Source organism: Bacillus sp. FSL M8-0256 (assembly GCF_038005765.1).
In the GTDB taxonomy this organism is placed as follows: Bacteria; Bacillota; Bacilli; order Bacillales; family Bacillaceae; genus Bacillus; species Bacillus safensis.
In genome coordinates this window covers 1,464,630-1,476,634 of the sequence record NZ_JBBOTU010000001.1, presented here as the reverse complement: position 1 = coordinate 1,476,634, position 12,005 = coordinate 1,464,630, and the positions used below count along the sequence as shown (strand labels likewise).

The 12,005-nt window shown below is 40.1% G+C and carries 16 protein-coding genes; 2 read left to right on the top strand and 14 right to left on the bottom strand.

The annotated features are described in order from the left end of the window. Position 1 precedes the first annotated feature (1 nt). Together NSQ76_RS07440 and NSQ76_RS07435 are read right to left on the bottom strand one after the other, a co-directional pair. On the bottom strand, positions 2 to 1,018 hold the full coding sequence (locus NSQ76_RS07440; protein ID WP_034623325.1) for a ThiF family adenylyltransferase: 1,017 nt from the start codon (positions 1,016 to 1,018) through the stop codon (positions 2 to 4). A 30-nt stretch (positions 1,019 to 1,048) separates the two neighbouring features. Further along, the gene (locus tag NSQ76_RS07435; protein WP_257802697.1) at positions 1,049 to 1,630 is read right to left on the bottom strand and encodes a molybdenum cofactor guanylyltransferase; all 582 of its coding nucleotides are present in this window, start codon (positions 1,628 to 1,630) and stop codon (positions 1,049 to 1,051) included. 85 nt (positions 1,631 to 1,715) lie between these two features. On the opposite strand from NSQ76_RS07435, the gene NSQ76_RS07430 reads away from it, so the two are divergent. Beyond that, entirely contained in the window at positions 1,716 to 2,633 is a 918-nt protein-coding gene (locus tag NSQ76_RS07430; RefSeq protein ID WP_341053226.1) for a sigmaE regulated sporulation protein, read from the top strand. 47 nt (positions 2,634 to 2,680) lie between these two features. On the opposite strand, the gene rok is transcribed toward NSQ76_RS07430, so the two are convergent. The 3 genes from rok to ahpA form a co-directional block, all read right to left on the bottom strand. Next, positions 2,681 to 3,253, bottom strand: a complete 573-nt coding sequence (gene rok, locus NSQ76_RS07425) for a transcriptional regulator Rok (protein WP_025092353.1) — start codon at positions 3,251 to 3,253, stop codon at positions 2,681 to 2,683. A gap of 481 nt (positions 3,254 to 3,734) precedes the next feature. Then, a complete protein-coding gene (locus NSQ76_RS07420; RefSeq protein WP_341053223.1) occupies positions 3,735 to 4,193 on the bottom strand; it encodes a TlpA family protein disulfide reductase in 459 nt (152 codons plus the stop codon). Between the two features lie 82 nt (positions 4,194 to 4,275). After that, a complete protein-coding gene (gene ahpA, locus NSQ76_RS07415) occupies positions 4,276 to 4,818 on the bottom strand; it encodes a biofilm-specific peroxidase AhpA (RefSeq protein ID WP_003211758.1) in 543 nt (180 codons plus the stop codon). Between the two features lie 271 nt (positions 4,819 to 5,089). Here ahpA and NSQ76_RS07410 point away from each other — a divergent pair, with 271 nt between their 5' ends. After that, positions 5,090 to 5,899 carry a mechanosensitive ion channel family protein gene (locus tag NSQ76_RS07410; RefSeq protein ID WP_024424726.1) on the top strand — a complete coding sequence of 270 codons (810 nt, stop codon included), beginning with the start codon at positions 5,090 to 5,092 and terminating at the stop codon, positions 5,897 to 5,899. Positions 5,900 to 5,921: 22 nt separating this feature from the next. On the opposite strand, the gene NSQ76_RS07405 is transcribed toward NSQ76_RS07410, so the two are convergent. The 9 genes from NSQ76_RS07405 to abbA form a co-directional block, all read right to left on the bottom strand. Continuing rightward, complete coding sequence (locus NSQ76_RS07405) at positions 5,922 to 6,164, bottom strand: YkuS family protein (RefSeq protein ID WP_024424725.1); 243 nt, start codon at positions 6,162 to 6,164, stop codon at positions 5,922 to 5,924. A gap of 50 nt (positions 6,165 to 6,214) precedes the next feature. Next, the gene (locus NSQ76_RS07400) at positions 6,215 to 7,345 is read right to left on the bottom strand and encodes an N-acetyldiaminopimelate deacetylase (protein WP_120207133.1); all 1,131 of its coding nucleotides are present in this window, start codon (positions 7,343 to 7,345) and stop codon (positions 6,215 to 6,217) included. Positions 7,346 to 7,427: 82 nt separating this feature from the next. After that, positions 7,428 to 8,138 (bottom strand): 2,3,4,5-tetrahydropyridine-2,6-dicarboxylate N-acetyltransferase, encoded by a 711-nt coding sequence (dapD, locus tag NSQ76_RS07395; protein WP_008347987.1) that lies wholly within the window; start codon positions 8,136 to 8,138, stop codon positions 7,428 to 7,430. Between the two features lie 109 nt (positions 8,139 to 8,247). Further along, positions 8,248 to 8,706, bottom strand: coding sequence for a flavodoxin (locus NSQ76_RS07390; protein ID WP_024424724.1), 459 nt, complete (start codon positions 8,704 to 8,706; stop codon positions 8,248 to 8,250). A gap of 16 nt (positions 8,707 to 8,722) precedes the next feature. Then, positions 8,723 to 9,616, bottom strand: a complete 894-nt coding sequence (locus NSQ76_RS07385) for a hypothetical protein (protein WP_025092350.1) — start codon at positions 9,614 to 9,616, stop codon at positions 8,723 to 8,725. Continuing rightward, entirely contained in the window at positions 9,606 to 10,082 is a 477-nt protein-coding gene (locus NSQ76_RS07380; RefSeq protein WP_024426866.1) for a flavodoxin, read from the bottom strand. The genes NSQ76_RS07385 and NSQ76_RS07380 overlap by 11 nt, the downstream gene beginning before the upstream one ends. Positions 10,083 to 10,205: 123 nt before the next feature. Further along, positions 10,206 to 11,087 (bottom strand): LysR family transcriptional regulator, encoded by an 882-nt coding sequence (locus NSQ76_RS07375; protein WP_024424721.1) that lies wholly within the window; start codon positions 11,085 to 11,087, stop codon positions 10,206 to 10,208. 96 nt (positions 11,088 to 11,183) lie between these two features. Continuing rightward, positions 11,184 to 11,627, bottom strand: a complete 444-nt coding sequence (gene cbpB, locus NSQ76_RS07370) for a cyclic-di-AMP-binding protein CbpB (protein WP_024424720.1) — start codon at positions 11,625 to 11,627, stop codon at positions 11,184 to 11,186. Between the two features lie 147 nt (positions 11,628 to 11,774). Continuing rightward, complete coding sequence (gene abbA, locus NSQ76_RS07365) at positions 11,775 to 11,966, bottom strand: antirepressor AbbA (RefSeq protein ID WP_003210802.1); 192 nt, start codon at positions 11,964 to 11,966, stop codon at positions 11,775 to 11,777. Between the last annotated feature and the right edge of the window lie 39 nt (positions 11,967 to 12,005).

The window sequence follows — 12,005 nt, the reverse complement described above, 5'->3', positions numbered from 1 at the left end:
CCTATATCCCTAGCAGTCTTGCTAGTAATGAATTGGCTTCTTTTTCATCATTTGTTCCATGGATTAATGCACGTCCCCCTTTGAAACAGACCATTCGGTAGTTTTCGTAGCGTACATGGATTAAGAAGTCGTTTACTTCCACCTCACATAAAGATGAGAGCCGCTCTTTTATATGCTGAAATGATAGTTTTGCTAAATCCTTCGATACAATTTGAACGGTGTCACGTCCGCAAAGGACCGTCGATTTTTTACGCTGATCATGTAAATAAGGATAGGTTCTTGCCGTGCCGCAAGTTGGACAGGTCTTCTCTTTAGTGCGAGATAAATCCATTTTAAATGATGTAGACTGCCAAAGATCAAACGTGACAAATTTCCGCTCGATTTGCTCTTCATGACCAGTTAAATATTTGAGTGCCTCTGTTTGCTGATAAGCAGAAACCATTTGAACGGCAGGTGAAATAATCCCCGCTGTATCGCACGTCAAGCCGCCAACAGGCATTGCCGTGAACACACATGATAAACATGGCGTTTTATCCGGCAATATGGTCATATACATCCCCTGACTGCTCACACAAGCGCCATATATCCAAGGCGTCTTCGTTTCTAGTGATAAATCATTCATCACCATTCTTGTCTCAAAATTATCTGTTGCATCAATGACGATATCTGCTCTCTGAAATAACGGCCTTAACAGCTCCGCCCCTGCATCTTCAATCAGGGCGTGTATCGTCACTTCATGATTGATCTGCTCGAGACGTTTTTTTGCCGCTGCTGCTTTTGGCACATGTGCGTATGCATCATGTTCCGTATACAGCTGCTGCCGCTGTAAATTTGAAAATTCCACATAATCACGATCGACAATCGTCAGCGTACCGATGCCAGACCGAACAAGCCCTTCCGCAGAGGCGGTACCAAGAGCACCGGCTCCAACGATCAGAACATGACTTTCAACCAGCGCATGCTGTCCTTTTTCCCCAACCGGAGGGAACAAGATTTGTCTTGAATATCGGTCATTCAATGCTGTTCTCTCCTCACCGTTTTTTATGTATCATATCATACCGTTTTCAGGTAAATCGCTTCTTTTATTGATATTACGAAATTCATTTGATGTCACGTTCAGTTCTTCCTCTGAAACGATACGCACTTGAAGCTTTTGAAGCAAGTCCTTGACGGCAAATTGATTCTCTTTTAAACACGCGCGAATAAACGGCAGAGAGCGGCGGTGATAAAGCGCAAATAAAGGCTGTAATCTGCCCTGAACAAGCGGGATAATGGCATCTGCGTGCTCGCTGCAATAGGACGATAATACTTCCGCCGTTTCCTTCCGTATGAAAGGCATGTCACATGCCGTAACTAAATACCATACTGCCTCTTGCTTTTGCATCGCCGTATATATGCCGGCAAGCGGTCCGCATCCGCGCACCTCTTCATCATCTAACCACACACTTTGTTCACCTCTTGCTTTGAAAAAAGGAAGAAGCGACGGATGGCTGATGATAACTGTCTGCCCTTCTAAAAGCTGCTCTTTCACATGCTCATATAATGGTTTCCCTTGATACATATGACTTGCCTTTGGCTCTCCAAAGCGTCTGGAAGCGCCTCCAGCTAAAATGACATTCACTACGTGCATCCTCTAAGTCCTCCTTTGATATGGTTGTTCTAATCGCACTCCTTTCGCATACTTTATTGGTAACATGAATAAGGAGGGTCTATCGATGAACAGGCGCCATGCTTCTCCCCTATTCCATGATTTATCTCAAGAGAATTTATACTTAAAAGCTGAAACTGCCAAATATCAACAAATGATCTCTGATTTACAGTCCTCATATACGTATTCTAAAAATAAGAAGTTAACTCAAGAATATCATGAGATGAAAAAGGATTTCACGCAATTAAAACAACAATTGGATGAAATGACCAATGATCAACACGATGCTGCCTCAAAAATACAGGAACTCTCCTACAGCAAATCAGAATTATTACATAAAATTGTCCTTCTCCATGAGATGCTGCAAAAGGAAACCTATCATAGAAGAAAAGAAACCGAAGAAAAACACAGGCTGCATTTGAAAGTTGTCAAATATAAGGAAATCTCTCAACAATTAAATGAGCGGATAGAGGATCAAGATAAACAGCTTGCAAAAGAGGAGAAAAAAGGAAATACTTTATCCGCAGTGATTGAGAAGCTGCAGCAAACATTGAGCGATAAAAATGCAGAGTTTCATGTATTACAGGAAGGCGTCAGACACCTTCAAGAGCGTTTTTATGAAACACAAGAGAAATTGCTGCAAATAGAAAAAGCAAAAGAAGCGATTTTTTACGAAACGCTCACAAACTATCAAAAACAGTTAGCAGAAAGCGAAGAATGGATCGCCTCTCATTTTGCTGATATTGACCAGTCAGAAAAAACAAATGCACAGCCATTCTCACGAGACCGGATCCTGCAAACGACAGAAGAAATCGAACCGATCTTGAAGAAACTCAACGAACAAGTTCAAACACTTCAGGAACACGTTGATGCAGTGCAGCGTAATGGAGAGGTCATGACAGTCAAAATCGACAGCTTCAAAAAACAGCGTGATCACCTGCCCAAGGAACGCAAAATTGTCTATACAGTTGATCAAAAGAAGTAATTCTCGAAATAAAAAACTGCTGGCTTTTACGCTCAGCAGTTTTTTATTTATTCGTCTTCTGTTTGAATGTCGCCTTCTAAAATATACTGTCCGCGATAAGGCTTCTTCACTTCAGGGTACATTTTAATTAAGCTTTGCATAAACGTTGTCATATTTGGGATTTCAAGACCGCTCTCTTTTTCGATCTCTTTTTGAAGCTCTGAGCTTTTAATCGCTGCATTATGACGTTTTAACGTTTTAATCGCAGCTTCACGAAGCTTCGCTGCCTTAGAGCCAGGACGAGCTGTGCCTCTTCTGCGTCTTGTCGATCCTTCAGGAATACCTACAGGTGCACCGTTTAGCTGTCCTGTTCCTAAAGATGATGATTGTGTTTGTGCCGGCTGCTGGTAGCTTCTCATTTCTTGCGCAGCAAGCTCAGCTAATACAGGCAGTGAATCCGTCTTTCTCTCTGTACGTACTTCTTTTTTTGTATCTGACACTAGACCTGTTCCTTGACGGTCTAATTCTCTTAATTTTGCATAAATCGCATCTCGCTCAATTTGATATTCACGGATGACCTTTACTTCTGCCTCGTTTAATTGTTCCAATCGTAAACGTAACGCTTCCCTCTCATTAAACAATGGATTTCCCCCTCATCATATAAAAAATATTCTATAGTAAATATTAGATTAGAAAACTAATTTTATCAACTATTTTTTTATCATTTTACAGTTTGCTAACAGATAGGTATTTTCAACTAAAATTTTGCCAAAGAGGAAAAATCGGCACCCATTTCATTGCCACTATAGGCTTTTGACAAACCTTAAAATATTGTAAAAAAATTGAATAAACGCTTATACTACTTGATTTATATAGTTATTTACCTAACTGAAATTTCTTTTGTGCAAAAACGTTCTGAATAGTAAAAAGTTAAAATCTTTACATTTTCATTTCAAAACAAAAATGTAAATAGGTCGTTATACCTTTTTGTTTCAGGGATATTTTTTAATAAACTCCCTCATTTTCTCTTTTCTTAGGAATAACACCTACATAAAAGCTCATCCGAAGCCATATGCTTCTTATTTTTGTCCATGAAAAAACCCCCATTTATGGGGGAAAAGCTTATTCTGCAGCCTTTTCAGACTCAGAAAGCACTCGATTGACACGTTTTTCAAGCATTTTCATTCCGCTTCCGCCGGCTTGGAAATGGCGTAAAGCACCTGTTTTATCAAATACATAATATGCCGGTACATATTCGTTTTCAAAGGCTTCTGTTAAGTGATGATCACTGTCCACAAAGATTGGCTGCGTGATTTCATGCTCTTTCGCAACTTCTTTGATTTTTTCTAGATCTAGGTCATCCTCTGAACGAGGCATATGAACTGCCACAACGTTTAGTTGATCCTTGTATTCATCACGGAATTGATTGACTTGAGGCATTGCCTCTTTACAAAGATGACAGCTGACTGACCAGAAATGAATCAATGTTGGTTTGACACCAATCAAATCTTCTTTTGTTACTTCTCCATTTAACCATTCTTTTGCACCAGTTAGTTCTGGCATTGGTTGACGTAATTTCATTATGAAGCGCCTCCATCCATTGTATGTGTCGAAACAAAAAGGTCTAACATCAGTTAGACCCTCCTGTTTCTTCAGTTATCAATTAAAGTGTTTTTTGACCAGGTTTCCAGTTCGCTGGGCAAAGTCCACCAGTTTGTAATGCTTGAAGAACACGTAATGTCTCATCTACATCACGACCGATATTGTTGTGGAATACTGTTTGGTATTGCAGTTCGCCTTCTGGGTTAATGATGAATAAACCGCGAAGAGCAATTCCTTCTTCTTCGATTAAAACGCCGTATTCTCTAGATACTGTGTGGTTAGTATCAGCAGCTAACGGGTATTTTAATTCACCTAGACCATTATCTTTACGGTCTGTATTAATCCAAGCAAGATGCGTGTGGATTGTATCAGTAGATACACCAATGATTTCTGCATCTAAATCTTCGAACTCGTCATAACGATCGCTCATTGCTGTAATTTCAGTTGGGCAAACAAATGTGAAATCCATTGGATAGAAGAAAAGAACTGTCCATTTGTCATTCTTCATGTTTTCCTCTAAACTTACTTTACCAAATTCCTTGTTAGCAAGTACTGCTTCCATTTCAAAACGTGGAGCTTGTTTTCCTACAAAACGCTCTGCCATATGTAAATCCCTCCAAAAAATAATATCTTTATACAGTCTTCTTAGCTGTATATAAAATGAGAATCAAAACTTAAAATTCTCATTTAGTTAATAACTTCACAATTACAATTATAATACTTATGCGATTTTTAGTCAATATTAATTAATAATAAATTTAATTAACGATTTGTCACAATTCCTGCTCTACTTATCAAAAGTTTAACATGACTTGCATAAGGGAACAAATGATTAGCTTCTCTTTTAGAGCATACATAGAAAGGTTTTGAAGATTATGAGAGCATTTCAACAAGTAGATTGGGTTTCCATTATCCTCAATAGCAGTATGATTTTGCTAAAACTAGTCGCCATTTTTGCCATTTACTTTATCATCAGAGCCATAGGAAACAAGATGATTAAGCGCGCCTATTCAACATTCGCTGAAAAGCATGAAGTCTCTTTATCAAGAGCTCAGACACTGCAAAGTTTGACGTTAAATATTTTCGCCTACTTATTGATTTTTATTCTAGTTGTGATGATCCTCGACTTATTTCATTATAACCCGACCGCTTTGCTGGCAGGTGCGGGCGTTGTGGGACTTGCGATCGGTTTTGGCGCTCAAGGGTTAGTGAGTGATATTGTGACCGGATTCTTTATATTATTGGAAAAACAATTTGATGTAGGAGAATATATAACGGTCGCGGGCTTTGATGGGATTGTCGAACAAATTGGCCTAAGAACCACGCAGCTTCGAAGCTTTGACGGCACCCTTCATTTCATTCCAAATCGCAGCATACTGAATGTGAGCAATCATTCAAGAGGGACGATGCAGGCACTCGTTGATATTGAGCTGTCACCGGATGAAAATGTGGATCAGATGATCACAGCCCTCCAAGCTGCCTGTGATGAGGTGCGGGAGGAAACTCCGCAAATTATCGAAGGTCCTCAAGTTGTCGGCGTAGAGGCGTTCGGTTCCTCTTCCCTTGTGCTGCGCATCATAGCGAAAACTGAAACAATGGAGCAATGGCGAGTGGAACGAATCTTGCGCAAAAAAATGAAAGAAGTACTCGATATAGAAAAAGAGCAAAAAGAACCGGGATCATAATCTACCGGTTCTTTTTCTTGTTTTATTGAACACGCTGTTCTACTTCTTGACAAATTTCATCAGCCGTCATACCTGATGCTGTAATAACAGATGCCTTTGTTGTTGTGTCTGAAATGCCAAGAACATTTGAATCTAGTCCTGTGACGACATAACAGTCACACTGATCCATTTGCTGTTCATTTTGAATACGTACGACATCATACCCTTTTTGCTTCAATAGTTCTTCTACATCGGATAAAGATTGTTCTACACCAATTCTTGTCATAATCAAGAACACCTCCTGTTCATAAGGTGTACAGGAGGCAGCTCGATTATTCATTCGCCAGCTTGCTTTTTAAAATAAGCCGTCATGACATTCACAGCTGTTTCAATCGCGTTTTCATCAGGCTGGAGCTTTGCATGGTGCAGGCCGTATTCTGAATCGACCCCTAACCAAAACATGAAGCCGGGATACTTTTTCAGCATGTACCCAAAATCTTCTCCTGTCATGGCTTCTCTGCATTCAATCACATTTGCTAGCCCTTCTTCGGCTACATATGACATAAATTCCTCAGTCAAATCCTTTGAATTGTCCACTTCGTAATAAGATGAAGGATATCGAACGGTTGCCTTGCATTCGTAGCCAATTTCAATGCCTTTTGCCAATGCTTCAATTCTCTTTCTCACCTTGTCCATAGACTCTGGGGATAATGTGCGAATGGTACCGTCAAGCTTTGCATGCTGCGCAATAATATTTTGAGCCGTTCCACCGGTAATTGTACCGACTGTAATGACCGCACTATCAAGGGGGTCGACATTACGCGAAATAACCGATTGCAGCTGACCTACAAGTGCACTTGCAGCAACAACCATATCATTGGCTAAATGAGGATATGCAGCATGTCCGCCTTTTCCTTCAAGCTCAATCACAAGCTCACTCGTATTGGCAAATAACAAACCAGGCTTCGTAGCAATTGTTCCAACAGGATATTCAGGTGCGATATGCAGCGCTGTAATAAAGTCTGGCGTCCATTTTTTCAATACATCACTTGCAAGCATCGGTTCAGCTCCGCCTGGACCTTCTTCTGCCGGCTGGAAGATAAATAATACGTCTTCTTTAATCGGTTCATGGACGAAATGATCAATGATACCAAGTGCAATGGTCATATGAAGGTCATGTCCACATGCATGCATCTTTCCTTCATGCACAGATTCAAATGGATACCCCGTTTCCTCAGGAATAGACAGCCCGTCCATATCTGCACGATAAGCAAATACGCGCGTTGGATTTGTTCCCTTCACTTTCACAAAAAGCCCAGTTCGCCACGTTTCAATCTCAACTCGATCTTTTGAATAGGTATTAAGGTGCTGAATGAGATACGCTTGTGTTTTAAATTCTTGGAAACCAAGCTCAGGGATTTGGTGTAAATCTCTTCGAATGGATATTAATTGCTCACGATTTAACAAGTGAACTCACTTCCTTTCTTCTATACGAATAAGACGTGGATATCTCATCCACGTCTTTGTCTTCAGCTGCGAATTATATGAATTAAAGCTGACGCAGTTCTTGTTTGATTTCAGTCTTACCTTTTGTTTTCTCATCAATGTCTTTGATTTTCTTAGCAGGTGTACCTGCTACAACTGTGTAAGGCTCTACATCGTTTACAACGATTGCACCAGCAGCTACTACTGCACCTTTACCAATTGTCACGCCTTCTAGAACAACAGCGTTCGCACCGATGACAACGTCATCTTCTACAACAACTGGTTTAGCAGACGGCGGCTCAATGACACCTGCAAGAACAGATCCAGCACCGATATGACAGTTCTTACCTACTGTCGCACGGCCGCCAAGCACCACGTTCATGTCAATCATCGTACCTTCGCCGATCACAGAACCGATATTAATAGAAGCACCCATCATAATGACTGCATTATCACCGATTTCAACTTGGTCACGAATGATTGCCCCTGGCTCAATACGGGCTTTAATGTTTTTCAAATCTAACATCGGAATTGCAGAGTTGCGGCGGTCATTTTCCACGACAACATCTTCAATTTTATCTTTGTTAGATGCTAGCGCTTCTTGAATTTCGCTCCACTCACCGAAAACAACTCCAGTGTTTCCTGTGATGAATGTTTTTGCATGTTCACCAAACTCAATACCTTCTAAGTCACCTTTGATATAGACTTTGACAGGTGTTGATTTTGTACTATTTTGAATAAATGAAATAATTTCATTAGCGTCCATTTGTTTCATGTATGTATGTCCTCCTCTTAATTTATACTTCATTACTGTACCAAAGGAGTGTTTTAATGACAAGTGAAAGAGTCATCTCCGCAATGGAAAATAAAACAAGCGGGACCGATTATCCCGCTTCTTGCTGGTGAAGCTGAACAAATTGTCTGCCAAAAGATATTAATTCGTCTTCTTCCTCCCCTTCTGGATTCAGCTCAATCTTAACTGAGGGCAGGACAATGTCACCGCCAAGCTCCTTCACTTTTTCTTCAATTAGGTCAACAGCTCCGCAAAAATGTTCGTAAGATGTATCGCCAGAACCAAAAACTGCAAATGCTTTTCCCGTTAAATCAAGCTCTTCCATTTCTTCATATAAATCAATAAAATCATCCGGAAGATCGCCATCTCCCCATGTATACGCACCTAACATAATGTGCGAGTAATCATTGAGCAGCTCGGCATCAATATCCATCGCTTCATGCCGGTCTACGCTGGCTCCTGCTTCCGTTATACCTTTTTCAATTAAATCTGCCATCGCTTCTGTATTTCCAGACATCGTGGCATATACCAATAAAACCTTTTCTGTCACTTTTTCTTCCTCCTTATCAATGAATCAATGCAGGCTCCTCATATGGCCTGACAAACTTACTTTCATATAAACCCGCACAGAAAAAGTTTTCGTTTTGATTGGCTACACGAAAACCATGTCCTTTGATCGTATCAAACCATTTGAGCTCTTTTTGCTCAATATCAAGCTGATACACTTTAGAAAATCCGTGTTCGTCTTGTGAGGTGGTCACATACACAATGCCATTATCCTCTGACACATCCAAAAATGATTCTTCTCTAGCAAAGGCCTGTGATTGAATATCATGCAGAATATTTGTATGTAAATCTAAAATTTGAACAGATCCTTTTTTGCCTTTTTTTGAACCTAACGCACAAACAAGAAGATGTTCATGACAGAGCAACATAGAAGCTGTCATGCGGTGCTCCTCTCTGTTTAGAAGAAAAATCTGTTCTCTTTGCAAGTCATACACCCATATTCCTCCGTGAACCTCATGAATCTGTGTTCCAATATAAAGATGGTCACCTGCAGCACATAAAGAACGAATGACCGGCGGATGATTCACATGAGCAAATGGCTTCATAATTTCCCAGGAAATTCCGAAATCATTTGACACATAGATACTATGTTTTCCATGCGCACATACAAATCCATCTTTGCGTCCTGTAATAGACCAAACGACTGCATTTGTTGGAAATGAAGATAACGCCCATGTGTTGCCTTCATCTCCTGATCTAATTACTGTGCCATTTTCACCAACACCGAATAAATAAGGGCCAATATAGCTGATCGCATGGATTTTATGCTTGAGCTTAAACAGCTGCTGCCATCCGCTCTCCACACTATAGTGAAAAATACCTTCACGTTTTACAGCAACAAAGTATCCACCGCTTTTAGATGCTGCAACGGCTGTTGCTCCTTTATGAAACATGATTTTCAACTCGTTTCTCAGATAAAGCAGCCCACGTTAAAAAGCTCGCAGCAAATTCCTGACAGCACGCCACATCTTCATCTGTATCCGGTGCAAGCTCCATTTTTAATGTTTCAGGAAAAACAGATGCACCCGTTGATTTCAGCATGTCATGGAATGTATGGACAGCCTCGCAAAACTTCGGATAGCTGTAATCACCCGATCCAAAGACAGCTGCTTTGATGTGGCTAAGTTCAAGAGTAGAGACCTCTTCATAAAAATCCTCTGCTTCATAAGGCAAATCTCCATCACCCCATGTATAAGAACCAATGAATACGTAATCGTATGAGGAAAGGTCTTCTGCATTCGTATCATCAAATTCCATCATTTCTGTATCGATCCCTTTTCCTTCAAGTGTTTGCTTTAAGATCGCTGCCATATCTTCCGTATTTCCAGACATACTCGCAAATGCAATTAGTGCTTTCATCTATCGGTCACCTCATCTAAATGATAATCATTTTCAATTATTATATGTACACTTTAAATGATAATGATTTTCATTGTCAAATGATTTCATAAAAAAAAGTACCTCCTAATTCCAAGAAGGTACTTACACGGCATCATTCTCAAGCATTTCTTTAACCACACCGACAAATGCTTGCACCTGTTTTAACTGAAAAGACGCTTCATAGCCTAGCAGCCATGTGTCACGGCCAATTTGCTCTCCGTTCACATCAACAAGCGGTGTTTTATAAACACTTTTTTCGTGGTCATATAAGGTAACAGAAGGCAAAATGGCGTAGCCGATGCCGTGGTAGGCCATTTGTTTACATGTTTCAATTTGGTCTACTAAAATCGTCTGCTTTGGAGACACTTTAAACTTTTGGTGCCACCAGTGCTGGATTTCCTGATAATACGTGCTGTCGCTTTTAAATTGGATAAATGGCCGCTCTGTCTTGATTAATTCATCTACGTCCTTGATCACGGAATCGACTAAATATAAATGATCTGTCATCAAGTATTCCTTTGTCCCCTTCCAATCAGGGTTACCGCGAATGATTCCTATGTGCACGTGATCTTCATACAAGCTTTTGAGCATTTCACTGCTCCAGCCAGTAACGAGTGATACTTTGGCATTTGGATATTTTTCAACATACCGTTTTAACACCTTTGGCAGCCAGTGCTGTCCAATAATCGACGCCACCGCAAGTTTGAGTGTACCGTGAATATCACCCTCAAGTTCATCAATTCGCTCTCTCACTCGATCCTGTTCAACCGTCACCTCTTTTGCAAATTGAATAATCTGTTCACCTGCCGAGGTCACAGTCAGCCCCTTTTGTGAACGAAAAAAGATTTTGGTTCCCCATTCCTTTTCGATCGTCTGCAATCTTTGAGATAATGCAGGCTGAGAGACAAAGAGCCGCTCTGAAGCCTTTCTCATATTCAATTCTTCACTTAGCACAACAAGCATATGTAATTCCTGAAGCTGCATGGGCGTCCCCTTTCTCTCTATAAGTTTTTCTTATTTTATATGCTCATTATATAAATTTTAACTTATGAAGGCAAAAAAAATAAGCTGGGCTGCAGCTCATTTTTTTGCGGAATGAATGACCTCATTTAAGCGCTTTAATACAACTCGTCGAGTAAAAATGCCTTCAAAGACCTGCTCCTCATTTTCTACACAAACAAATCCATTATTCGTCACTGCGTGAACGCCTTTTAGTACAGGATCTGTTGTTTTAAGTCTCGGAATATCCTTCAGCATGACTTCTTCAACCTTCAACTGATCGAGCTTCTCGAATTCGATTCGTTCTAAACCGAAGATTTTATCCATAATCATATTCGTTCCAATTAACCCGTGTAAATGATAAGAAGCGTCTAATACCGGTATAGCTGTATATCCTGTTTTTGTTAGAACCAATAGGGCATGCTCAAGGTTATTTCCAATTTGAACATGTGCGACTTTATCTGCATCAATCATATGCTCGGCTACTGTGGACTCAAGCAATTGAGTCGGTTCTATCTCTATCATGTTTCTTCGACCCCTTTTCTCTCAATCATCAATCATACATTCCCCATTACGATTAAGCATAAACTAAAACGAATTTTGTCGAAAGATTTTTTTCTGCATAAAAAAGATACTCAGCCCCCGAGTATCTAATAGAATGTTAAACCAATATTAATTCTCAAACCTTACTCTGTCATACAATGTGATCAATTGCTTATACGTATTGTCGTCGACATTTTTTGTTCCACATTCTATATCATTGATCTCACTGCTTAGTAATTCGACAGCATATTCCTGATTCAGCAATACGTTTAATAATAGCTTTTTCTCTTCTTCATTAAAACGATTTTCGATGACGCTCATTCAACATCAGGCCCCCTGTTTCATATATGCTTTTATATT

Excerpts from the sequence above, each read along its gene's own strand:
- NSQ76_RS07435 (WP_257802697.1), bottom strand. The coding sequence starts at position 1,630 with ATGCACGTAGTGAATGTCATTTTAGCTGGAGGCGCTTCCAGACGCTTT.
- NSQ76_RS07430 (WP_341053226.1), top strand. The coding sequence starts at position 1,716 with ATGAACAGGCGCCATGCTTCTCCCCTATTCCATGATTTATCTCAAGAG.
- NSQ76_RS07420 (WP_341053223.1), bottom strand. The coding sequence starts at position 4,193 with ATGAAATTACGTCAACCAATGCCAGAACTAACTGGTGCAAAAGAATGG.
- ahpA (WP_003211758.1), bottom strand. The coding sequence starts at position 4,818 with ATGGCAGAGCGTTTTGTAGGAAAACAAGCTCCACGTTTTGAAATGGAA.
- NSQ76_RS07410 (WP_024424726.1), top strand. The coding sequence starts at position 5,090 with ATGAGAGCATTTCAACAAGTAGATTGGGTTTCCATTATCCTCAATAGC.
- NSQ76_RS07405 (WP_024424725.1), bottom strand. The coding sequence starts at position 6,164 with ATGACAAGAATTGGTGTAGAACAATCTTTATCCGATGTAGAAGAACTA.
- dapD (WP_008347987.1), bottom strand. The coding sequence starts at position 8,138 with ATGAAACAAATGGACGCTAATGAAATTATTTCATTTATTCAAAATAGT.
- NSQ76_RS07385 (WP_025092350.1), bottom strand. The coding sequence starts at position 9,616 with ATGTTTCATAAAGGAGCAACAGCCGTTGCAGCATCTAAAAGCGGTGGA.
- NSQ76_RS07380 (WP_024426866.1), bottom strand. The coding sequence starts at position 10,082 with ATGAAAGCACTAATTGCATTTGCGAGTATGTCTGGAAATACGGAAGAT.
- NSQ76_RS07375 (WP_024424721.1), bottom strand. The coding sequence starts at position 11,087 with ATGCAGCTTCAGGAATTACATATGCTTGTTGTGCTAAGTGAAGAATTG.
- cbpB (WP_024424720.1), bottom strand. The coding sequence starts at position 11,627 with ATGATAGAGATAGAACCGACTCAATTGCTTGAGTCCACAGTAGCCGAG.
- abbA (WP_003210802.1), bottom strand. The coding sequence starts at position 11,966 with ATGAGCGTCATCGAAAATCGTTTTAATGAAGAAGAGAAAAAGCTATTA.